Source organism: Mesorhizobium sp. WSM4809 (genome assembly GCF_055811655.1).
The window spans coordinates 1-23,484 of sequence record NZ_JBVVQW010000023.1 but is presented as its reverse complement, the minus strand read 5'-3'; the positions used below and the strand labels follow the sequence as shown (position 1 = coordinate 23,484).

Genomic DNA, 23,484 nt, shown 5'->3' with positions numbered 1-23,484 from the left:
GCCCCTATCTCCCCGTCGGGAGAATGCTTCCAATCTGCGACTGAGTCCATACATCTGAGCAACCGTTAATAGAAGGGCCTAGTCGATGAATGGGTTTCGGCGGTTGGCTTTCGCCGTGAGGATTATGGCACCCACTCGCTACGTCGTACCAAGGCCTCCATCATCTACAAGGCCACCGGGAATCTCCGAGCAATTCAAATTCTGCTCAGCCATACCAAGATTGAGAACACAGTCCGGTATCTCGCCGTCGACGTCGAGGATGCACTGACGCTGGCCGAGGGAACTGAAATCTGAAAGTCGACGACCTCGCCTGGGTCGGGCGGGGTCGTCATCGCTTCGTGTTGGGTCCAGCAGCTTTGCGCCCCATGTCGGCCACCCGAACTACGTCGCCCATTCCCCAAAAGCAGTCATTGTGATTGCCAAGCCGTCAGTCGGCCTCGCGCCACGAGCGGACCTGCAAAAGAATGTCCCGCCGACGCTCTCGTTTCGCGCGTGACGTCAGCCACCCCATGTCAATAATGCGCTAAACGAAGTAGCCCTAGCCAAGCGGGGTTGTCTGACCTACGGGAAATCCATGTCGCTGAAACTCAACAATGCCGGAAAGCCCGCTCCAAGTTCCCCCAAGCGGCCCAAGAAGGCGCCGGCGGGTGGCGCGGCAACCGGTGGCGGGATGAACTTTCAAGCGGCGGTCACAAGCATTGCGGCCGTCCACCTGCTTCGCAATACGCCCATCGGCTGGTTGGCCGGCACAGCGGACGATACGCCACTGGCCATTTGGGCCGAGACCAACGGTCCCGGCGACGACGTTAGAGTCGAGATCAAGGGCGATCTCCCGATTGAGGTTCAGGCGAAGAAGGGCCTGAGCCGGGGCGCTTCGCTTTGGGACTCATTGATTGGACTCGCGGAGGGACTTCGCGACAAGAAGATCAGCTATGGCATTCTCGCCATCGCCCCAGACGCGAGTGGCACGATCCGTACCGATCTCGCAAGCGAAATGGCCCGTCTCGCAGGGGGCAGGAAGGACGACCTCTCCGAGATCACGCTCGAGTTCGTGCGGCAGCTCGAAGCGAAGGCCTTGCCCGTCGTCGAAACATGCCAACACCTTCGTATCCAAGTCATCCACGCGCTCGATGCCGATCGGGCGAGCCTAGACGTGGCCCAAGATGCCCTGCGCCAGTTGTGCGTGCACAACGACGATGCCGCCTCTGCCTGGGACGCGCTCACCGCCGGGGCAATGGCCATCATTGAGCGAAAGGGCCGGTGGGATGTGACCCACCTGCTGCGGCTTCTCGAGAGCAGAGCCATTGATCTGCGGCCCGGTCGATCGGCGGCGGCGGCGTTGCAGGCGCTTAACCGATGGCGAGTGGACACTACGCAGACCTTCTCGTTGCCAGGCCTCCCGAAGCAGCTGCCCTTAAGTGCGCTACTGCCTATGAGCACAGTTTTGGAGGGGCCTTCGGCTACCGCTGCGGGACCTGCTGAGGCCTTGGAACGCTATCACGCGAGAGCCACGACCATGTTGCGGGGACGAGCGGAAGCCTTTGACGCCGAGTTCACCGGACTTTTTCATCGCAATGCCGTGGTTGTCGCGGGACCAGGTCTCGGCAAATCTACGCTAATTACTCAGCTGGCTCACAGCTACGCCGACGAAGGTTTTCCGGTGTTGCGTGTCGTCCTAAAGTCGGTGGCAGCGTCCATGAGGGCCGGTTCCACCTTCGAAGAGAGTCTCTACCGGTGGGGACTCGACTCGGCACCGATTGGCGTCGACGCACTTCGAGCGGCCAACTTCTCCAACTTAGTGATATTGGCCGATGGCCTGGATGATTGTGGAGACCAGCACCACAATGCAGCCGACGGGCTCGCAGCCTTGGCAAGGAGTCATCCCGAGGCCCGAGTTATCGTCACTACGCGCCCCATCGGATACGAATCCCTCGCTCTGGCAACGTGGCGACACTACAGCTTGAAGGCGCCCGACACAGACAAGGGTAAAGCAAACCTGGCGGCGCTCATTCGCGCTGCGACTGACTCCGAGGATCTCAAATCGTCTGCACTTGAGGTCGCAACACGCGAACTCGACAAGAGCAAAGCGACGGTGACCGCCCCGATCATTTCGAGCCCGCAGTTGCTGGGGATGGCGGCTTCCCTCATCTGTAAGGAAGGAGCTCTGCCGCCGTCCCGTTCAACTCTCTACGAGCGAATGATCGCCCTGATTGCAGCCTCGCCACGAGCCAAGGGAACTCTGGTGCCGAGTGAGGCTGTTCGACAGCGCGTCCTGGACATCCTCGGGTGGCTTCTCATGAAGGATCCCATCGCCACTACTCACGACCTTGTAAGGACCTGTAGTGCTGTCCTCGCCTCAGAGTTGGGCGTTACGCCACTGGCAGCTACCAATGAGGTGGAGCCGGCGATTGCTTTTTGGGAGTCGGGAGGGCTCCTGGAACGGCTCTATCACTCCGGCGCGAGTTTTATGACGTTCATCCATAAGAGCTTCATTGAGTTCGCCGCGGCGCGTTACCTGGTGGCACTCGAGGAGCCGGATCGAACAACGGAGCTACAGCTCGTAGTCGACAGTCCTGAACTGAATGAAATTCTTGGCTTTGCGGTGGGCATGGGAGCTGGTGATGAGGTTGCACGGCTACTGGTCGAAAGACAAGAAGATGGAGGGCAGCCCGACCAAGTCCTGCGCGCGATCGCGCTGCTTACCGACCCGGACGCGCAGATTTCAGACTCATACGCTGCAACTCTCGTGGCGACAGCATTCAAGGAAGCGATCCGTGGAGAGGATGAGAGCTATGAGGTCGGGATGGGGCTCGTTGCCTTGGCCCGCCAAAGACCAGACCTCGCCGGACCACCGACCGAAGCTCTCCTCGATCACGATTCCGCAGCGGCACGTCTTATTGGCTGGGCAGTGGCCGCCGTTGCAGGGCCAGCGTGGGCCGAACACGCGCGCGTCCGTACCGCGTTGGCCGAACTCGGTCCGCACGTTGGACCAGGCTTACGGGGCGCACTCCTCGGCGGTTTGAAATTCCATGCGCCCAAGGATCGAGACCTGCTCCAGGAAATTGCGCTCGCTGTCCTACAAGACATTCCAATTGACGAAGTTGACGTCTTCCTGCGCACCGATTTGTCAGGGGACTCATTTCAGAACATGGGGTTTCTGGAAAAAGTCGAGCGTACGCTTGATTTCCGCGGCCTAGGAAAGGTCAAGCGCCCATGGCTTGAAAACATGGTACCCATGGCATGGGCAACTCCCGACTTCGCCGACAAATTCAACGCGGCGACCCGAGCCACCCTTTTGGGAGTCGTGACGGCTCTTGAACCCGCTATTTTCGGTGGCGCAACTCCGACCAAGTATCCCCATGTCGCTGCTCTGCTCAGCCTTGGAGGGTTCTACGACGTAATCGCCGGTGACGTTTACGCGTGGATGGACAAATACGACAAAGAGGCCGTCAAAGAGACACTCCGCCTGTTGGCCGTTGCGAGCGGTATTGACCGTTCGATCCTCTCGAGCGAGGCCGACGCCATCGTGAAGCGATTTGCTGACGAACCGAATCTAGGGCTGTTTTCGGTCGGTCTGCCATCGGTAGACCTACCTCAGTTAGCTTGGGCGAAGGTCCCCACGTCGTCTCCCAACAGAGAGCTGGTGCAGCGAGCGCTGCGCCATGGGTCGGAATGGCTCGTCGAAACGGCGGCCAACGTACTTGAGGCGGCCCCCCCGGACTTGGCCGATCTCCGGCGTCTGATCGATCAGGCCGAGAATTTGGAACTGGCCGCATTGGCGCATCTGGTCGTGACCCGCTATCGGTCTTCCGCAGTCGAGACCCTGTTACCGGTTCTAACCGGACCTAGTCGCAAAGGGTTGGAATACGTCCTCCAGAGCCTGGCTAAGCTCGAGACCGAGATCGAACCTGATGCACGCTTCGTTGCGATGCTGAACGTTGTTCTCTTCGGGAAGAATGCCAACGTCGCGAAAGCTGCAGCAGACCTCTTGCTCGGCTTGGTTGAGCGAAGCCGGTTCACCGATGCGGCCCTTCTCAATCAGGCCTTTGCGCACTGGCAGGAGCACGAGTCGCCCTACCCAACGTCCGGAGGAACCGTGCCGACAACCCCTCGCCCGAACCTCCTCAAGGCCTTAGTGGCGCTCGACGCAATCAGCGAGGAGCGTTTGGTCGGTTTGCTGCAGGACACTCGCCCCGATGTCAGGTCTCTCGCACAGGAGCGAATAGTGTCGATCATCGGTTCATCGGCAGCGCTGCGAACGCTGGTCGTCAATACCATCGTGCGCCACTCCGTGGCTCCTTCCATCGCCGCTGCCCTCCTGTCGAAATGCACCTTCGACCCGGATCAGCTTAAGGCCATGATACCCCTTCTCTCGGACCCCGACGCACAATGGCGACGTGCAGCGATGGAGATGCTCGGGTCCCCGCCGATGTCACGGCAAGAGCTGGAAGCGCGTGCCCGATCGCTTCAAAGCGATCCTGAAGTCGAGATCCGGAAGTACGCACGCCAGCTCTTGAAAGGAATGGTTAGGGGCGACGGCTAAGGTCCGCATACGCTCGTCGTTGTCGGCCGCATCAGCGATCTCCTTCAGCGGATCTGCGTCGAATATCTCCCTGGCTTCATTCAAGCCTGAAATCCAACCGTGCCATCTCCTTCCCTGAGGAACGACCGTGCCCACAGCGTCGCAATCCCACCAACTCCGTTCACAAATGGACCGCCAAACCCTCTCGGCTTATCGAGGGTCTAGGACCGCGGCACTCGGCGGGTGATGGGCGATCGCCAGCACCATGGCGACCGAACCGATCTGGAGCCTGGTCTAGGATTCGGCAGCGGTCGTCGCGCCCCGGCGAAGGCGCTGGTCCAGCCGGTTCGCCAGCCACTGCAGAGTGTGGTCTGCAGTAAGAGCCAATTCCTCCATCAACTCTCGGTACACAACTGCGGCATCCCGTTGCTGATGAAAGAAGCGCTCGATAAAGGCGTGCTTGAGCGGTTTTCCATCTTGGTCGACGTCCGGAGCGTTCGCGAGGACGTAGCGGATCGGAATGCCGTTGACCTGACCGGTTCCGCTGCCTATCCAACAAATCGGCTGGATATGGCCCGAGGTCATGTTATGGGTCAGATCGTTTCGGAAACCGCGTAGCGCGAAGAAGTTTCCGGGCATGACGTTCGGGAGCGCATATGGCAGATCCGCCGGACCCAGATCGGTCGACACCGGACTGGCTCCACTGGGAAAGGGCGCGTAAGTCTTACCGGACTCGTTGTAGGGGAAGTGCAGTTTGCCTGGCATTTCTGCCGACCCGAAAGGTTCGCGAACCAAAAAGACAAATAGTCGATACAGTAGGTCGAGAGCAGTCGCTACGGCCGCGACGCCATCGATGAATGGCTCCGTGCAGTCGCTCCGCCGTAGGCGAAGCATGGTTGATTTCATCGCCCTCAGCCAGCGCACCGAAATACCTGCTGTCCTTGTTGTCTATCAGCAGACGTGCCTGCTCCATCATGCGATTGCCGTTCTCGAAAGCCCTGAGGAGCGCGGTTCGAGTATGTTCGACCAGGATATGGGCATTGCGCGAGAAAAGCTGATGATGGCCGGGGGTGCCTGCCGAATAGTCCGCTTGGGCCATTCGGGCCGAAAAGGCCGTGTGGCGCATTCGACCATCCCTGACAGCATCGATGATTTCGAGAAGGTCTTCCGCAGCCTGCCTCGTCCATCGGACGCCCGTCATGGGTTCTGAGAGCTCACGCAGGGCTGCGTCTATCCTCTGCGCAGACCCCAGCGTTGCTTCGACGAAGAACTCGGCCGAGATGATGTGGTTCTTCGGCTCCGCCAGCCTGAAATAGGTCTTTTCGCCCTTCCCGTGGAAGCGACATCTCAGCATTGCTTCGACATTGTCGAGAAGAGCATTGCCACGCATCGGGAACGATGCGTTCAGCTGCACCAGCCCGTCGTCGAGCAATAATTGGTCCGACAATCGAACACGGACACCGCTAGTCATGTCGTACCAAACGGCACCATCGAGGGGTTCGCACAGTTGTTGATCTAAAACCCGGAGATGGGCAAGCGTTCCCACGGGGCACTTCCTCCAGTCGCGATTTTGACCAAGCGTCAATCGCGCGCCGGACGCTCTAATGCAAGGTGTTGCACTGTGCTTTCTCAAGGTTCGTGGAATTGATGCAGGAACTACATGCTCGGCACGAATCTCCTTCTGCTGACGGGCGGCGTTTAAGACTACTAAGATTCGTCGTCAATGTCAGCTCGGACGCCGACTGATCTAGGAGATCCGCTCCGGCGAATGGGACAAGATGCAGACAGGAACGACGGAGCGCACGTTGTGCTGCCTGCGGCAGTGCCGATCGCGAGACGGCCGGACCGCGCCGGATTGCCTGTGACGATGCTCCGTCAGTCCGATGGAAAAGTGCGCCGCGACGGTTCCGGCGCTGCGAATTAGCAGCGCAACTACCCGTCGCAGAGCGCGGAAGACTGCACGGCGCGTCAGAGCTCGACGCAAGAGTACGAGATCGTGGCATAGAGCATAGAATATTGTATTATCGTAGATTTGAGGAGGAACGACGATGGCAACCAAGTCTCCCGAATTTCGACCGATTAAGATGGCAGGATAAAAGGGCGCACATTGCGCGGCGCTCGGTTGGTTGTTTTTCCGGCTTTTTCGCCCTTTCTCGCACATTGCGAGCCTTTGCTGCAATGTGCGATTTTATAATAAGCTCTTGATTTGGTGTGAGAGTCTACGAGGTGCGAAGCGTATCCGCTGGCTATACCGGCTTCGCCTCTTGTCTTTCAAACGTCTGCACCGGGCCGACTGCTGACTGGCGGCTTTCAGGCGCAGGCGGTGGAATAGCTGCCATTCCTCGGGAGGTGCAGTGTGACTGTTTTTCGACCCAAAAATGCGGCCGACATGAGTTCGGACTGCACTCGCACCGCTCAGCGGCGCTACAATACATTTGAGATGCTTGACGACAACGACACGCCCCAAGTCCGACGATCTGGCTGCGGTCAAAACAAGCATTCATCAGCTAGCCTGGCCACCAACGGGATTATGATCATCGCTTCGGATGGCGACCGGGAGACGCTAAGGTTGCGCCGCCGCCCACCTAACGACGGATTCAACGAATGAATCGACCATTTTCTGAACGCTTTGGCTACAGCGGTCCTGATGCTGAAATCACACTCCGCGAGGATGCCCCAGAGGGTCTTCGCTTCGCAATCGTTCAGATCGCACACAACACAGGGAGCAGTTGGAAGTGGATTCGTGAGCAGGTTTGTGCTGTGCTCTTTGAAGTTCCAGACGACAACAATTGGTCCGATTCGAATGTCCGTCGTGAAGTCGTTGGCCTGAACGCCGATTGCCAATGGTTCAAGGTATATGACATCGCCGAGACCCTTTGGCGCGGGCTTAGTGACGACCCAGAAAATCAGGATCGATATCGGGAGGAGCTCAACCGGTTCTTCCGCGAAAAAGGCATTGGCTGGCAGCTGGAGGAGCACAAAGGCCTTTCGTTCCGAGGCAGCGAGGGCTTTTCGGCCGTTACAGCGAAGGCGCTGCAAGTGCTCAAGCAAAGTGACAGAGCGACAGCCGCCAACGAAATTAGAGAAGCACTGGGTGATCTTTCACGCCGCCCAATTCCAGATCGCACGGGCGCAATCCAACATGCAGTTGCCGCCCTCGAAGCAACCGCACGCCATCTCACTGGGCAGCCGAACAAGAACCTCGGACAGCTCGTCGACGCACTCGATTTGCCCAAGCCGCTTGACCAAGCTCTGGACAAGCTCTGGGGGTTCGCTTCACAGTACGGACGTCATCTCCGGGAAGGAGAGATGCCGGACGACGACCAGGCTGAGTTGGTTGTGAGCATCGCCTGTGCCGTTTGCATTTTCCTGGTCAGTCGTAAGCCGGAGTAGCAGCGGAGGGGCACTCCCTAGTGAACTGGACTGCCATCGATTTGGGTTCGTGCTGTTGGATATCGACGAGAGAGGCCTCCAGCCGGAAATGGGGCAAGTGCATTTCGATGGAAGAGTGTGGGCACGGTCCTCCGACCAGATCTAGGTGATCACTAGCCAACCTTTGCCGTAGTTTGACGTGACCGACAAACAATTCGATGCCGCTTCGGTTGATATATGACAGTTCGTTCAGGCCATGGACCTCTGCGCACTAGGTTCGGCTCGGATCGCGCCGAGCTTGTGTATGGGCAGCAGTCTGACGGCAGTTTGGTGCACATCTCGATGGCCGTCCGCGGGCTCAGGTGCGACTGCGTCTGCCCCGGAATGTGCGGCAGTCGCCTCGTGGCCAGGACATTGGCAGAGACGCCACATTTCGCGCACCATCATCGCGACGCCTGTGGCGGAGGGCCTGAAACTGCACTGCACAAGCTAGCCAAGCAGATCATCAAGGAACGCCTGCTCTTGTTCGTCCCAAGGCGGATCGCGAACCACGGGAGCGTTGAACGGGTCCTTCCAGGTCGAGAAAAAATACAACTCGAGTCGGCGACTCTCGAATTCCGTGACCCGCAGCAGATAGTCCCCGATCTCTATGTCACCCTCGGCGGACGAAAGCTGTTTGTTGAAATTGCGGTGACCCACCCCTGCGGCGAGGAAAAGATTCGACGCATCCGCCAACACGGCGTTGCGGCGATAGAAATCGACCTTTCGCACATACCTAGGGATGGCGGCCTAGAGGTGGTTGCCGACGCCGTAATCCGCTCGGCCCCCAGGAAATGGCTGTTTAACGAGGCGATCGACCGCGCTGTTGTAGAGCTCCAAAAAGAAGCTGCCGCAGCAATGGTGGCCGCTGCGAACAAACTGACGGCCGACGCTCGACAGAAAGCCCGCGCCTACAACATCGCTCTGGACTCAATGCCGGAACCTCTACCCATATCGACCATCGATGTCTTGCGTGGAATCGGCCTGGACAAACACATCGGGTTAGAGGTTGCCGGGTATGGCTGCTTCACCACGCATCCCAGCAACTGGCAAGCGATTGTTCTCGCCGATGTCCTGTACGGCAAAGGACTCGGAAAGAAGCTGCCAACAGCGATTTCAGCGACGAAGCACCTTGTAAGCAAGGACCTTGTCCGCCCGGAATTCAGATGGATGAGCAACGACCTTGAGGCGGCCATCAAGGCGCTAGACAATCGCTTTGCTGCGCCATGGAAGGCTGTGGAATTCTATCTGAAATATCTTACCGGAGTCGGCGTCGCGCTGGATTGGACGCACGGTTTCGCAATTTCGCCGGCCGTGGCCTCGTCTTGGTTCGATCAAGTCATGGAAGAGATGAGCAGGTCTTCCGCCCGAACGGGGATCGAAGAAACGGTACGATGGCTTCTTGACCAGCTGCCTGACGAAGAACGCGGCGGTATGACGGTCGAGGATTGGCTGAACATAATCAACCCGGAGACAGCTGAACCGTACGCCGCCCTGCTGGCAAGCACGCGCACGATGCAACCAGTTGAAGCTGAGTTGCGCGCCATCGTTGGCCTTTTCAACGGCACTCGCACTGACGTACGTGAACTTTTGGGCCTTCCGATTGCAAACGAATGCGATCGTCGCCTGGCTGTTGTTGCCACGAAGGAGGCGGAGAAGAAGGCCAGAGCTGCCGTGCAAGCTGAGACAATCAAAATCAATCGGCAGAAAGAGCTTGCGGAGTACGCCGAAACGGTACTCAACGACCCCGGCGCATGGCTGAACGAGTCACATCCTGATCTTGACGGTCGCTCGCCTTCGGAGGCCGCCTATCATGGCTATCACGCCGCCGGGAAGGCGCGTGAAATCCTTTCCGCGATTGAACGCCGCCAACGGGCTGACCGTGACAACCTAGCCGAAGCAAATTTGTGGCGTCAGAAATTGCGGAAAGCGGTTGAACAGCGATTGAGCAAGGATGAGGCCGAAGCGTTCCTGAGCGACAGAGATGAGGATTACAATCGCTCGACAGCCACCATCTTCTGCCGAGACGAGGCAAGCTTTCGATCGGTCCTCCGTAAGCTAGAAATCTGGATCAACGCGTTCGTCTCTAAGCGCCACCACCCATTTTGAGATCTGCAGGCTTGTACAGCCCTTGAGACCAAGGGTTTGAGAAACAGGCCAGAAAGGGCTGGCGGACACACGCACCACCCAGTCCGGCCTTAAGCTACGCGGATTTTTAGCCTAAGAACCGCGCGAAAAAGCCAGGTCTTGGCACGCGGCGCATGACAATAGTGCCGGCCGTACTCAATGCGGCTTCGGCCTTTCGGTTGGTCCAGTAGTGACCAGAGAGCTCGCCGGTCCTTGCGATGAACTCGACAATGCCGGCCCCGTAATGCTGTCTCACGTCAGTCGGTTCAAGACTGGTGTTATCCAACTGTTCATAGACGTAGCTCAGCTCTGGCCGATCTGGCTTTGCCCAGCGTGGACGAACGAAGCGAGTGCGGCTCACTTTTTCTGTTCCGTCCGGCGTAATTTCGATCGAAATGTCGAACAGGCTCGATTCTATCGTGACAGTCGCCTTGGTAACCAATTCATCGGCTTGTGTCAGTCCCGTGGCGAGAGCATCGAAGGAAGGAGCTTCGCGCTTAGCGGCCAAGTACAAGCGCTGCACCTTGGGCCAGTTGGACCGAATTTCCGCACGCCATTCCCCGTCAAGCCATGGAAACCACCAGTATTTCGCAAAAGTTACCCAGTGCAGAAAGCGCAAAATTGGTCGGATACTAAGAAGCACGATCGCGCAACTGATGAATAGTGCAATTTTGGAAGTCCATTCAAAAAGATCTCGAGGACTTGCCGCATAGCCAAAATGGAGAATTCCCACGCAGAACGCCACGATTACCAGCACGAGCGTACTCAGAATCAGACTGCGACTCATTGCGAAGATCATTGCAAACCCCCCTCACTCCCGGCCGCGATCGCGTGCAGCACGGTAGAACTCCTCTTTACCTCGATGGAACACGGCCAAGCCGAAGTCACGACTCGAAATGCCGGTGGCCAGCACCCCGGGGAGCGTCGATCCAAACAACGCTGCGAGATAACGCCCACCGAAGCGTTTCTTTCTGTCAATGCGTGCCGCAGGAACGATAGGTGGTGAAAAATATTGAGCAACCCTGGTCACTTCGAGGTTTGGCTTAAGAACATGAAAGCCATCATGAAGTTCATGCCAAGGATGCGAGATCGCCGCCAACGCTGTTGCAGTTTCGGCATCATCGGTGAGATTGCTTGTCGGGCGCAGCGAAATGATCGGCAAGTATTCAGGAGATTCCGCGACTATCAACCCAATTCCGGAGAAATCTGACCCTGCACGAACGTCGACTTCCTCAAGAAGGCTCACCAGTTGCTTGATCAATTTTTTGGGTGCGGCCGACGTCATGGTGCTGAACTGCGCGCTTTTGGAATCGAATGCAAACCGTTACAACATTGTGTTTGTGCGAGCTGATCTGCCCAATTTTGGTTACCTGAAGCTGGGGTGGTCCAGAGGCGCATGGTAGACATCCATTCGTCTTTCAGACCAAGCCTGTCCTGGCGCGCCATCCTGGACCCGATCGGATCTGAAAGTGGCGCAAGGTCTAGTACAGACAGTCAAAACGGCAAAAAATCAAGCCTTCGTCAGACTCCTGTACATATCGCGCCTATACTCCTTGAATCCCCTGCCTGCCTCGCCCATGTTGAGATCAAAGTAAGAATGGGCCAGGTGGGGAATGACTCTAGCAAATGCGCACGCGCTTTTTTGCGGCCTCAAAGCCGAGCCGAGCTATCTGGCGAACCTAGATGTAAGCGACGATGAACGCGCACAACTGATGGAAGCGCGCAGTGAAATTCGCGCGACATTGAAGGCTGCGGCATCACAAATCCAACTGACCGACAACTACTGGCAGGATTCGTATCGTCAGAAAGTCAGCTGGCGGCAACGACCCGAAATCCAAGTCAAGTTCATGACCCAAGGCAGCTTCGCCTACCGGACGCTCAACGAGCCCGCGCAAAAGCCCAAGCAAGAAATCGACCTTGACGACGGCATGTACGTGCCCGTCCAGTTCATCGCCAACGGCGAACCCGCACTTGCCGCGAAAGGCTTGTTCGAGTTTGTGGATTCAGTGCTGATACCGCTTTGCGACGCGCGAGGCTGGGTCCGTGATACGACCAAAGCTTGTTGTGCAAGGGTGAAATTGTGGCCGGGTGCTCACATCGACATTCCGATCTATTCAATCCCACAGGACCGCTTCAATCAACTTCGTGAAAGTCTCGCAAAGGCGCATGTAGCCGTAGCAACACGCGGTTCCGTTAAAGGTGGCTGGAAAATACCTTCAGATAAGATCATGTTGGCTCAACGAGACGGGAGTTGGGTTCAGTCCGACCCGCAGATGATACACGATTGGGTCGACGGCCGATCGGAGAGATACGGGCCGCCGTTTCGACGTCTTTGCCGTTTCTTCAAGGGCTGGCGCGACTACACTTGGGAGAAGTCGGTGCTCTCCTCGATCTGCCTGATGCGTGCAATCGACATGGCTCTCTCGGAACTCCCGGGCCTTCCGAGAGGCGATCGCGACGATGAGTTGATACTGGAGATTGCGAAGCGCCTGCCCGGTATATTCGACGGAACGATCGTCAACCCGGTTCTGTGGCATCTTTGCATCAATGACTGGAGCGACCAAGATCGCAACGAGATCGTAAGAGGCGCGGTCGCGCTTCGAGGTGAAATGGAAGCCGCCCTCGAACGCACGGGCGACGCAGAACAGGTTGTGCTGAAACTGCGGAACCGTTTCGGCACGCGCATTCCTTATCGGCCCGACGCGATTAAAATGGCGCCAAAAATTTCAGCGATCCAAAAGGCGGCGGCCGCGGTTGTCCCCGCACCGCGTATTATTGCTTCGACTTCGGGCTAATGAATTCAAGGGACGCACTGGCTATCGTCGATGCGACCTTGCGCAATGCCGGCTTCGCTCCTGCCGGTGTAGGGCCAGCCGATTATGACGGCCAGATAAGAGTGCATGGCAGGCCCGTCGATGTTTCCATATCGATCCCGGATATGCGCTTTGCAACTCGCCCTCGGATCACACTCAAAGATCGCACTCAGATTCCGGTCGAAACTCTCGCGCATATCGAAGAGGAGACCGGGATTTGCTATGCCTCCGGGGCTGGGCTTCCTTTAGATCTATATCAGCCTGGCGAGGCGATTTTGCGAGTGCTCGAAGAAGCGAGCAGGACACTGGAGCTTTCCTACCGAGGGAAAGGCCCCGCCGAGTTGATAGACGAATACCAATCTTACTGGAAGTCAGACCTGACAGTGCGCTGCATGCTTCCGCGAGATGAGGTTGCAGATGGCAGGCGTGCAACTCTCTTTTTTGCCAAGCGTGAAGGCAAGGTGGAATTTCTATGCATCTCAAGTGAAGAGAAACTACGCGGCTACGAGTCAGCATTTCCCCGCGCAGTTGAGTTCTGGCGAACGGAAAAGCTCGTTGGGCCTATAGGTATCATGATGGCGCCGCGGACGCTTGCAGACCTCAAGAAGTGGCTGGAAGGACATCCTGATCTGCACCGCGATTGGCGAAGGCTTGTGCAGCTCCTATGTGCGGACAACTGTCTCTTTATCTCCGCGCCAAACGCTCTGCTTGGCATTTCCGTCAATTTTCCGCAAGACCTCAAGCATGCAGTGTCGAAAGGTAATATACGTCAACAGGCGCTGCTTGGTATCGCAGAAACGCTAGCCACCAAAATCACTCTGGACAGATATTCGGGTCAATGGTCGAGTCTGACTGACGTGACAAATCGAAACAATCAAAGCGAAAATACCCTGCAGCAAAAATCGATAGCCCTCATTGGCTGCGGCACGATCGGTAGCAATCTTGCTCGCATGCTCGTCCAGATAGGCGCGGGCAGTTGCAAGCCTTTTAGCCTCTTCGACAACGAAGTTTTGGCCCAAGGCAACATCGGGAGACATTTGCGTGGCTTTACCGACATCGGAAAACCAAAAGCCTCAGCTGTCGCGGCCGAGCTAGAGCGGTTTCACCCGCAGGTGCATGTAGCTGCCTACGAGCAAGATGCGCTCGAACATTTGGACGTGCTGGCTAAACATGATCTGATAATCGATGCGACAGGTTCCTGGAACGTACAGTCGGCCATCAACGAATGGTATCTAGATAACTCCGCCATTCAGACTAGCGCACTTCTTCACTCTTGGGTGTTTATGAACGGCGCGGGCGTGCAGAGCTTTCTCAATTTAAGAGACGAGTTCAGTTGCTTCCGGTGTTTGAAGCCCGTCTTCGATGGACCTTGGCGCTTTCCGGTCGGAGACGAGAAGGACGAACTGAATTTGCAGCCTGCGACTTGTGGGGACGGCTCATTCATCCCCTTCACGATCGACGCGCCGATGATGGCAGCCAGTCTGACAACGCGTGCGGCGCTCGATTGGGCTAACGGCCATCCGGGTCCGCGGCTCAGGTCCGCTGTGGTCGATCTGCGCCGCGGGCGGGTGCAAGGACCACGTTTTCCGAGACCTTCTGAATTCTGCCCCGCATGTGCGTCGAGACGAACGTCAGCATGACGCAGGTACTGGTGCCGAAATCGGTCTTGGATAAAATTCGCGAACACGAAAATAACTGGCCGAGACTAAGCGAACGCGGCGGTCTTCTCCTCGGCTACCGCAAAAACGATGCAATTCAGATCGACAGCGCTACCTTCCCGGGGCGGTGGGACTATGCCACTCCAACCCTCTTCCGGAGATCTGAGCAAGGTCACAAGCTTCGGGCCCTTCGAGAGTGGGTGCGCTCGGGGCAGACGATCGATTGGGTTGGCGAATGGCATACACACCCAGGCGGAGTAGCCGAACCGTCCTTTGTCGATCGGCGCAGTTGGCGGCGCATCGCGGGTCATACAAAAAGACTGATGGCTTTTCTGATCTTCAACGACACTCAAATGTATGCTGGTTTGCAATCGCCGCACGTGAGTCGCGTTAAGAAGCTGACGCTCGACGAGGAAAACGACGTAGCGAAACTCTTTACCTAAACGTTTGGCGTAAAATCAACTTGCCGCTTGACCGCCAAGCTCCGCTACTTTGAAGCATGCGTTCTTCATTCGTCAGTTAGCTTGAAAGCGTCAGAAAGTTTGGCTTGAGAAAGTCGCTGCTGCCAGCCTTAGTTGCCTCAGGAGCGCGAGGTTTACGGGATCTCGCTCGCATAGGAGGACGCGGGATGCGCGTGTTGGTGCGCTGAAAAGGGCGATTTGCGAAACTCCTCTTAGCCCATGAGGTGGTCCACGGAGCTAACCGGAAATATAACCGGCATAGATAGCGGTATGATTCGCATCTTTTCCCATGAAATCCGGCATATACAAGCGGCATGAAATGCGGCATAATTTCCGGCATGGGCACTAGCGCGATGGAACCGATGCTACCCGAAGAGGGTGTGCGCGATCTTGAGGACACGACAGCGCAGTTGCTGTTGGATGCCGGCCGCCTTGCCGGCCGCATGCACCCGATCGTGCGGGAGACTGTTGGTGCGCTCGTGCGCTCGATGAATTGCTACTATTCAAACCTGATCGAGGGCCACGATACTCATCCGCGCGACATCGACCGTGCGCTAGCAAATGACTTTTCGAGTGAACCCAAGCAGCGCGAACTCCAGCAGGAGGCTGTTGCGCATATCTACGTGCAGCAGTTGATCGATGAGCAAAAGGATCCGGAGATCTGGCCGGCGACTGCAACCTACGCTCGCTGGCTGCATGAGCGATTTTGTGAGCGGCTGCCAGAAGAGTTCCTTTGGGTCGAGAATCCTGACACGGGCGAACGGCTCCGAGTGGTGCCTGGCCAGTTAAGAACCCGCGATGTCCGTGTTGGGCGTCACGAACCTCCGCTTCACGGTGACCTGCCACGATTCCTCGCCCGGTTCGATCAGGCTTATACGGCCCCAACTCTATCGCGCCTACGTCAGGTCCAGTCTGTTGGCGCTGTCCATCATCGCTTCCTTTGGATCCATCCCTTTCTCGACGGCAATGGGCGTGTTGCGCGACTGATGTCACACGCGCTCCTGAAACGGCTTGGCATTGGCACAAGTCTTTGGTCGGTCGCGCGCGGCCTTGCGCGTGAAGAGACCCGTTACAAACAGTTGCTGATGGCGGCCGATGGTCCTCGGGAAGGCGACCGCGACGGGCGCGGGAACTTGACACAGCGCGGTTTGGTCGCCTTCTCACGATTCTTTCTTGAACGCGCACTCGATCAGATCGCCTTCATGAGCGAGTTGCTTGAGCCCGACGTGTTACTGCGCCGGATGGAACTGCATATCGAGGAAGAAGTCCGTGCCAAGCGGCTGCCACGAGGTAGTTTCGTGGTACTCCGAGAGGCAGCGCTCAATGGCGAGGTCGAGCGCGGCCGGGTGCCGTCTCTCACAGGCTACGAGGAACGCGCGGCGCGGATCATCAGTTCGGCGCTGATCGATCGGGGCATGCTGACATCGTCGAGCAGTCGGGCACCGCTTCGGTTGGGTTTTCCGGCCAATATAGCCGAGCGCTGGTTTCCGAGGCTCTATCCGCTCGATGCAGGGTCAGGGCCGTGATCGGCGCCGTCCCCCTTATCCGACGGTTCACGCCGATCTCCCGCCATTATCAGGACGCAGATGTCGATCTTGAAAACATCTGGACGATCCTCGATCGGGGTAAGCGCCTTGAATGGGGATCGCTTCGCGACGCTTATCGAAGCGTGATCCTTGCCGATGCCGGCGCGGGCAAGACGTTTGAGCTTAAGGCGGAGGCGGAGCGTCTTGCGGCACGTGGCCGCAATGCCTTCTTCATCAGGATCGAGGATATCGACGAGGCGTTTGGGGCCGCGTTCGAGGTCGGCAAGCCGGAGGCTTTCGAGGCGTGGCTAGCGGGAACCGGCGAAGCTTGGTTCTTCCTCGATTCCGTGGACGAGGTCAGGCTCGAGGCGCCGCGCGCGTTCGAGACGGCCATTCGCGCCTTTGCCAGCCGTATCCACGATGCACGGCAGCGCGCGCATGTCTATATTTCGAGCCGGCCATACGCTTGGCGATCTAGGATCGACTGTGCGTTGATAGAAGAACTGCTGCCCTATGAGCCGCCCGTACGCGAGGCGACCGGCGATGAGGCCGAGCCCGAGGTGTCAGCGGCCAAGAACGATCCCAAGCCGGGCCTTGAACTCTTTCGACTTGCTCCACTTGACCCCGACGATATCCGCATCTTTGCCGGCCATCGGGGAGTGAGCGATGCCGACGCGTTGATCGAGGCGCTCGAACGCACCGATCTATTCGTCATCGCCCAGCTTCCGTTCGATCTGGAAGACATCCTCGCCGTCTGGGGGGAGACCGGCTCGCTTGACAGTCGCCTGGCGGTACTCGAACGCGGTCTCCGGCGCAGACTTGCGCCTTCAGCCGGCAGGCTCGTCACACTATCGTTAGAAAAGGCGGTGGAAGGCGCCCGCCGCATCGCGATTGCAACGACACTCACCGGCGAGGCCAACATTCAGATGCCCGGGGCCTCTGGCGGGGGGATCGATGCCGTCGCAGTTCTGCATGACTGGACGATCGCCGAGATCCTTGAACTGCTCGGCCGGGGAGTGTTCACCGACGCGATTTACAAAATGGTGCGCTTCCGCCATCGCGAGAGCCGCGAACTGCTGGCGGCGCAGGAGTTGGCCGGCGCGCTGGCGAACCCCGAGCTTCGCGCCAAGATTGAGGCTTTGCTATTCCGCGAAGTCTACGGGGAAGCCGTGGTCGTGCCGCGCACGCGTCCGCTGCTACCATGGCTCATCCTCTTCGATGAGCGCGTACGAGATCGGGCTCTCGCGTTGCAACCGGAGATCATCACCGAAGGCGGCGATCCAGCCCGCCTGCCGATCGAGGTTCGGAAGCGCATCTTGCGCGATCTTGTCGAGCGCATAGCCACTGGAGACTCACGCGGTGGCGACAACAGCGCGATTGCCAGGATCGCACAACCCGACCTTACCGATGAGACGTTGGCGTTGCTCGGCGCCTATGGTGACAATGATGACGTCATCTTCTTCCTCGGCCGGTTGGTGTGGCAGGGTGCTATGGTGGTCGCCGCCGAACGACTGTCCCCAGTCGCGCGTGATCCTGACCGTGGCATCTACGCGCGTATTGTTTCGACCCGTGCGGTCTCGACGATCGGCGGTGCTGACGCTGGCAGGGAGTTATGGTCTGCGCTGAATGCATCCGGTGTAGTGCTGCCGCGCCGGCTTTTGGGCGAACTTGTCGATGGGGCGCCACCAGATCTCGCTTCGGTCGACCTTTTGCTCGCGTCACTAGAAACGGTCGAGCCGCACGAACGATTCGAGACCACAGGCCTTAGTCAGGCTATTCGCAGTCTGATCGATCGGCTACCGCTAACCAGCGACACCGCCCCGGAGCGGCCATTAGTTCGACTCATCGAGGGATTGGCCGATTTCCTCGCGCGCGAACCGCATATCCAACGACGCGAATGCAAGATCTCGGAAGCCTTCCGCTGGCTGATGGCGCCGGCAATGCATGCCATCGAACGCCTAATCGTCAGCCGCTCGCAAGCCTGCTTCGACCCCGCCCCGCTGGCGGTACTGAGCCAGGCGCCTGCCCTGCGACATTGGGGCGCCAGCGAAGAACACGAGCATCGGACCAAGCTTAACAAGTTAGTCCCGCGGTGGACGGCACTGAATGATGCACTGTTCTGGCACACGGTCGCGATGGTACGCGAAGCACGTGAGGACACTGACAAGCCGGTGGACGACGACTGGACCGTCAGTTGGATGGGTCACTTCTGGGCATTTGACGAACCAAGCTTCTCGCGCACGCTTGGTTGGACCAGAACGCGCGACTTAGCTGATGATCGTTCGCTGGCATTGTCCCGGACGTTTCGTACCTATGCGCAGAACCGGCGTCCTCGTAGTTGGCGCCGGCTTCTGTGGCGGGCGGTTGGCGGCGATCCTATTCTGGAATCCAAACTCAAGACCTTAATGCGCCCGATGGGGTCGCCAGAGCGGAGGCGGTGGCGCGCCAATGAGCGCAAATGGGCACAACGTCGCCGCAGGCGCGACGAGAATGAGGCGGCCGGCCGGGCGGCGCTCGTCGCACGACTCAAGGCAAATCCCGACCTCGTGCGCGAGCCGGCTGGCCTAGAACGCGGACAGATGAGTTGGGACCAAGCTCATCTGCTGCAGAGTGTTGAGGGCGATGGGATGCGAATCAGCCGCGGCGCTGGTAGCAAATGGCAGATGCTCATTCCCGAATTCGGCGAGGCGGTCGCCGTGGCTTTTCGCGATGGTGCTCAGCTACATTGGCGCGCCTATCGCCCAACCCTGCGCTCAGAAAATGGCGGTAGCAAGGGGTCGGAACAAGAGCAGTGCGAAATCGTACGCTAAGGTCGAACGGAGCAGGAACGTTATGCGGCACGCCGTAGCCCAGCCGGAAGGCGAAGCGACCTGAAGCCTTGCGGGAGATGTTGCTCGCTGTCCCAGGTGTAGATGCCCGTCAGGTTGATGTGCTCCCAACTCAGCGGCGAGATATGCTTCAACAGCGTATCTGGGATGTTCCTTCCCGCTCGTTTGAGCTCTGTGACCGCGCGGTCGAGATAGACAGTGTTCCAGTGGACGATCGCGCTGACGACAAGATTGAGGCCCGATGCGCGGAATGCCTGACTTTCGAACGACCGGTCGCGGAGTTCGCCACGCTCATGAAAGAAGACTGCGCGTTTGAGTTTGTGCGCTGCCTCGCCCTTGTTGAGGCCGGCTTGGCAGCGCCGGCGCAGTGTCGAGCTCGAGTACCATTCGATCATGAAAAGCGACCGCTCGATGCGGCCGAGTTCCCGAAGAGCCTTGGCCAGTTGGCTTTCCTTCGGTGATGCCGAGAGCTTCTTCAGGATCGTAGACGGCACAACGGCACGGGTGGTGATCGATGCCGCCAGATGAAGCAGATCATCCCAGTGATCGAGGATCAGTGTGGTGTTGATCGGCGCCCCGATGTGGTTCGACAGCGCCGGGTATGCATCGCCTTTCTCGAAAGTGTGGAACTTCCGATCTTTGAGATTGCGCAGTCGCGGTGCGAACCGCTTGCCGATCAGAGCGAATAGCCCAAAGACGTGATCGCTCGCGCCGCCGGTGTCGGTGAAGTGCTCCTGTATTTCGAGGATTGTGTCCTGATCGAATAATCCGTCGAGCACAAAGGCGGCCTCGCTTTCGGTCGGGCTGATGGGCAAGATGCTAAAGTAGCCGTACTGATCTGACAGATGGCTGTAGAACTTCGATCCGGGCTCACTGCCGTAATGTAGATTGATATCTCCGCGCTTTGCGGCGCGGTCGCTTGCTCGGAAGAATTGGCCATCAGATGACGACGTCGTGCCATTGCCCCAAAGGCGAGAATGCGGATGGCGGGTGTGTGCGTCCGTCACGCAGGCCTGGGCTGCTCGGTAGGTCTCCGACCGGGCGTGGAACGTGCGCATCCAACTGATCTGGTGAGCGCTGATGCCTTTGGACGCGCTGGCCATCCGTTTCGGACCAAGGTTGGTCGCATCGGCCAGTACGCCAGCCAGCATGGCCGAGACATTCCTCGGAGTGTCACCCGTGCGAACATGGGTGAAGCAATCCGCAAAGCCGGTCCATTCATGCACCTCCCTCAAGAGATCTGGCACCTCGACCAACGGATAGAGCTCGCTGATCTCGGCATTCAGGTCCTCGGCTGCTGCGGGAACTTCGCCAGCTGCCGGCGTGACGATAAGCGTTCCACCTTCGAGACGAACACCGTCGAGCTTCCCGGATCGTGCCCTGTGCGCCAGGCGCTTCAGGTTGAAGTCGAGCATCTGCCGCGCTTCGGTAAGCCACGCCGCACCGTCCTCTTGGACACCAAGTCCGAGGCGACCTTCATCTTTCAGGATTGTGAACGTTGACCGCGGCATCAGGTGCTCGTCGATCGGTCGGAAAGATCGGCTGCCGTCGACCCAAATGTCCGCGGATCTAAGCCGGTCCCGCAAAGCCGCGAGCGTAGCAATCTCATAGAGACGGCGATCGGGCTTCTCCTGCCCGAGGATTAGCCGTCGATCAGCTTGGCTGAGGTGGGTGACCGGGACGCGATCCGGAAGGCTCCGCCGCTTCTCGGCATAGAGCCGTTTCAGCAGCGAAATCGCCGCAAGAAGGGGATCATGGCGGCGCGCTGAGCGGAATGTGAACGCCTGCAGGAACGCACCGGCGTACTTGTTGACGGTCGCATATTGCTCGGCCGCCAAGGTCAAAGGCGACGCCTCGTTGTCCTCGACCATCGACTCAAGCTCAGGCTTCATCCGAAGCAACCGGTGCCATCCAACTTCCTGATCGAGAACCTCCAATGCGTTACGGCCATAATCGTTCGCGGACTGCAGGGCTGTGATCGTGTCCAGGAACATGCGTAGCGCTTTGGCCGTATCCGGCCTGCAGTCCATGTGCCGCTGCTTCTTGCGGTTATTGGCTTGCGAGAACAGCCGGCCTATCATCTTGATGAACATCGACACTGCATCGTCAGTGAGCTTCTGGCCGAGCTTGATAATCTGCGCCACGATCAGCGCGTGTCGACGGCTGGCATTGAAGTCGTTGGCCAGCCATGCCGGTGTGGCGTTGCCCTCACGGATCATCTGATCCCACCGTCCAGACGATATGCGCATCTGCAATTTCGGATCAATTTCTAGCTTGCGCAGGAAGGCGATCCGTTCGGTCAGCCCGACCAGGTTTGACGCACCTGGCGCATCCGGCGCTGATCGCAGCCAATGAAAGCGCGTTTGGCCAATGGCCGGGTCAACCTCCAACAGCTTATCCAATGATTGAAGCGTATCGACCGAAATTTCTTCGATCAGCGCTCTCTCCGCCCGCCGACGGGCAATGGCGCGGGCGGCAAGACCGATCCGTTCGATCGTGTCGATTGACGGCAGAAGAGATCCGCGTTCACGAAACATGGAGACAGTAGCACTCGCTATCGCGCCACCGTCGTCGGAGATCGCGGCCGCCTGAATTGCAGCCAACAGCGCAGCTCTACGGTCTTGCCCCGTCGCGCTCCGCGCGGCCAGATAAACCATCAAGCGAGCAATGTGATCGCGGCGCGTTTCTTCACGGCGTGCATAGAGCGCAAACTTTCCAGCGTCGGCGCCAATCTGCTCAGCAACGTACTTTAGCATTGCGCGAGGCGGCGTTTCGTCGGTCGCCAACACCCTGCCTGGATATCGCATCAAGCAGAGCTGAACGGCAAATCCGAGCTGATTGTGTTCTCGTCTGCGAAGTCCAATTTCAAGCCTGTCAGCCGACGACAATGAATAGTGTCGGATAAGGCCGTCCTCATCGGTTGGTATATCGAAAAATCTCTGTCGATCCTGAACCTTGAGAAGCCTCCGTTTACCCATCGCCCAACTCCATCCACGACTAATCTGCCGGGAGCGTTGTCGAGTCGGAGGGGCGAAGAAATCAAAATTGGTGCCCTGCGATGGCAATCCACAGGGATCGGATGCTGCACAGCCGGACTACGGTAGAGTTCACGATCCGTTCGCCCTTAGCGTACGATTTCGCACTGCTCTTGTTCCGACCCCAGCATGGGCCGTCGCGCATACGCCAAGCCATTCGCGGGCGTTGCACCGGCCGGCCCCCGGGGTTTGCACTCGCACCGAGGAGAACCCAACCGCCCTCCGCACGAGCGGCAGAAGCGGCCGCTGGTCGAAGATTTCACCAAGAGTTTTGCTGGAGCCTTGCTTTCGCATCGTCAACAAGGACGAAGGCGAGCGCCAAAGTGCAGCCTTTCGGAACTTGGTGGCAGAGACCGGAAGCTTTTATGAAGCTTCGAAGTCTAAATTTAAGCAGTTCGTTCTAGGTTGACTGGTGGGCTTGTTGTCAAGGAAACGCAATTGGGTGGATCGGGCAGAGCAATTTTCAATTTCGAGCGCGCAAGAAAGGCAGTCTTTTCAACGGCCAACTTGCCGGCGGCAATTGCGGTCGCCGTGCTTGTGATTTGCGCGATTCTTGCCGACGTGCAGAACACGAAAGTCTCCGATCAGCTCGCGCGCGCCGAAGTCCAAGCCAAGGTCAACATCATCCGGGCCAAACTCGAAGGCAATGTAAACGGTAACCTCCAACTCGTTCAGGGCCTGGTCTCGACCGTCGTTACGGAGCCGTATATGGGGCAGCAGAGATTTGCCTCCCTTGCCAGCAACCTGTTCCAACAGAGATCGCAGCTGCGCAACATCGCTGGTGCTCCCGATCTCGTCATCTCACTGATGTATCCCATGGAAGGCAACCAGAAGGCGATCGGGCTCAATTACCGAAAGAGCGAGGCGCAACGAAAGGCCGCGCTTCGCGCGCGCGACCTTGGCGTTCTTGTGCTGGCAGGTCCCGTCGACCTGGCCCAGGGAGGGCGGGGCTTTGTCGGCCGCATTCCCGTCTTTGTGCCGACGGCGGGCGGCGGCAGCCGCTTCTGGGGCATCATCTCGGCCGTCATCGATGTCGACCAGCTCTACGCCGCAAGTGGCCTGAATGACCCAGGGCTAGACATCGACGTCGCGCTGACGGGGAC

At 58.4% G+C, this 23,484-nt stretch carries 14 protein-coding genes and 1 pseudogene; 10 read left to right on the top strand and 5 right to left on the bottom strand.

Translation table 11 applies throughout. The features are described 5' to 3' along the window. Positions 1–78 precede the first annotated feature (78 nt). Positions 79–294, top strand: a pseudogene (locus tag AC0L24_RS30850) (tyrosine-type recombinase/integrase); the annotation flags it as partial. 280 nt (positions 295–574) lie between these two features. Beyond that, positions 575–4,543: a hypothetical protein gene (locus tag AC0L24_RS30845; RefSeq protein WP_473564743.1), complete on the top strand. Its 3,969-nt coding sequence runs from the start codon at positions 575–577 to the stop codon at positions 4,541–4,543. Positions 4,544–4,816: 273 nt separating this feature from the next. Here AC0L24_RS30845 and AC0L24_RS30840 read toward each other — a convergent pair whose 3' ends face one another. Together AC0L24_RS30840 and AC0L24_RS30835 are read right to left on the bottom strand one after the other, a co-directional pair. Beyond that, positions 4,817–5,212, bottom strand: coding sequence for a hypothetical protein (locus AC0L24_RS30840; protein ID WP_473564742.1), 396 nt, complete (start codon positions 5,210–5,212; stop codon positions 4,817–4,819). A gap of 34 nt (positions 5,213–5,246) precedes the next feature. Continuing rightward, positions 5,247–6,068: a hypothetical protein gene (locus tag AC0L24_RS30835; RefSeq protein WP_473564741.1), complete on the bottom strand. Its 822-nt coding sequence runs from the start codon at positions 6,066–6,068 to the stop codon at positions 5,247–5,249. Between the two features lie 1,058 nt (positions 6,069–7,126). On the opposite strand from AC0L24_RS30835, the gene AC0L24_RS30830 reads away from it, so the two are divergent. Next, positions 7,127–7,915, top strand: coding sequence for an AbiJ-NTD4 domain-containing protein (locus AC0L24_RS30830; RefSeq protein WP_473564740.1), 789 nt, complete (start codon positions 7,127–7,129; stop codon positions 7,913–7,915). A 393-nt stretch (positions 7,916–8,308) separates the two neighbouring features. Further along, positions 8,309–10,042, top strand: a complete 1,734-nt coding sequence (locus tag AC0L24_RS30825) for a competence protein CoiA family protein (RefSeq protein WP_473564739.1) — start codon at positions 8,309–8,311, stop codon at positions 10,040–10,042. Positions 10,043–10,148: 106 nt separating this feature from the next. On the opposite strand, the gene AC0L24_RS30820 is transcribed toward AC0L24_RS30825, so the two are convergent. Further along, complete coding sequence (locus tag AC0L24_RS30820) at positions 10,149–10,859, bottom strand: hypothetical protein (RefSeq protein ID WP_473564738.1); 711 nt, start codon at positions 10,857–10,859, stop codon at positions 10,149–10,151. Positions 10,860–10,871: 12 nt separating this feature from the next. Further along, on the bottom strand, positions 10,872–11,345 hold the full coding sequence (locus AC0L24_RS30815; protein WP_023724567.1) for a hypothetical protein: 474 nt from the start codon (positions 11,343–11,345) through the stop codon (positions 10,872–10,874). A 328-nt stretch (positions 11,346–11,673) separates the two neighbouring features. Between AC0L24_RS30815 and AC0L24_RS30810 the strand changes: the two genes are divergently transcribed. The 5 genes from AC0L24_RS30810 (at position 11,674) to AC0L24_RS30790 (ending at position 19,328) form a co-directional block, all read left to right on the top strand. Next, on the top strand, positions 11,674–12,855 hold the full coding sequence (locus AC0L24_RS30810) for a CBASS cGAMP synthase (RefSeq protein ID WP_473564736.1): 1,182 nt from the start codon (positions 11,674–11,676) through the stop codon (positions 12,853–12,855). Further along, the gene (locus tag AC0L24_RS30805) at positions 12,855–14,513 is read left to right on the top strand and encodes a ThiF family adenylyltransferase (RefSeq protein ID WP_473564735.1); all 1,659 of its coding nucleotides are present in this window, start codon (positions 12,855–12,857) and stop codon (positions 14,511–14,513) included. Before AC0L24_RS30810 ends, AC0L24_RS30805 begins: the two co-directional genes overlap by 1 nt. Continuing rightward, a complete protein-coding gene (locus tag AC0L24_RS30800) occupies positions 14,510–14,974 on the top strand; it encodes a Mov34/MPN/PAD-1 family protein (RefSeq protein ID WP_050593865.1) in 465 nt (154 codons plus the stop codon). Before AC0L24_RS30805 ends, AC0L24_RS30800 begins: the two co-directional genes overlap by 4 nt. 371 nt (positions 14,975–15,345) lie before the next feature. After that, positions 15,346–16,518: a Fic family protein gene (locus tag AC0L24_RS30795; protein ID WP_352441421.1), complete on the top strand. Its 1,173-nt coding sequence runs from the start codon at positions 15,346–15,348 to the stop codon at positions 16,516–16,518. Next, entirely contained in the window at positions 16,515–19,328 is a 2,814-nt protein-coding gene (locus AC0L24_RS30790; protein ID WP_473564734.1) for an NACHT domain-containing protein, read from the top strand. The genes AC0L24_RS30795 and AC0L24_RS30790 overlap by 4 nt, the downstream gene beginning before the upstream one ends. 20 nt (positions 19,329–19,348) lie before the next feature. Here the strand turns inward: AC0L24_RS30790 and AC0L24_RS30785 are convergent, their stop codons facing one another. Further along, positions 19,349–22,324: a Tn3 family transposase gene (locus AC0L24_RS30785; protein ID WP_473564733.1), complete on the bottom strand. Its 2,976-nt coding sequence runs from the start codon at positions 22,322–22,324 to the stop codon at positions 19,349–19,351. Positions 22,325–22,819: 495 nt separating this feature from the next. On the opposite strand from AC0L24_RS30785, the gene AC0L24_RS30780 reads away from it, so the two are divergent. Then, a partial coding sequence (locus tag AC0L24_RS30780; RefSeq protein WP_473564731.1) for a CHASE domain-containing protein occupies positions 22,820–23,484 on the top strand: 665 nt, incomplete at its 3' end.

Bases quoted from the DNA above. Each gene is read 5' to 3' on its own strand.
- AC0L24_RS30815 (WP_023724567.1), bottom strand. From the start codon at position 11,345: ATGACGTCGGCCGCACCCAAAAAATTGATCAAGCAACTGGTGAGCCTT.
- AC0L24_RS30810 (WP_473564736.1), top strand. From the start codon at position 11,674: ATGACTCTAGCAAATGCGCACGCGCTTTTTTGCGGCCTCAAAGCCGAG.
- AC0L24_RS30820 (WP_473564738.1), bottom strand. From the start codon at position 10,859: ATGATCTTCGCAATGAGTCGCAGTCTGATTCTGAGTACGCTCGTGCTG.
- AC0L24_RS30805 (WP_473564735.1), top strand. From the start codon at position 12,855: ATGAATTCAAGGGACGCACTGGCTATCGTCGATGCGACCTTGCGCAAT.
- AC0L24_RS30800 (WP_050593865.1), top strand. From the start codon at position 14,510: ATGACGCAGGTACTGGTGCCGAAATCGGTCTTGGATAAAATTCGCGAA.
- AC0L24_RS30795 (WP_352441421.1), top strand. From the start codon at position 15,346: ATGGAACCGATGCTACCCGAAGAGGGTGTGCGCGATCTTGAGGACACG.
- AC0L24_RS30845 (WP_473564743.1), top strand. From the start codon at position 575: ATGTCGCTGAAACTCAACAATGCCGGAAAGCCCGCTCCAAGTTCCCCC.
- AC0L24_RS30785 (WP_473564733.1), bottom strand. From the start codon at position 22,324: ATGGGTAAACGGAGGCTTCTCAAGGTTCAGGATCGACAGAGATTTTTC.
- AC0L24_RS30830 (WP_473564740.1), top strand. From the start codon at position 7,127: ATGAATCGACCATTTTCTGAACGCTTTGGCTACAGCGGTCCTGATGCT.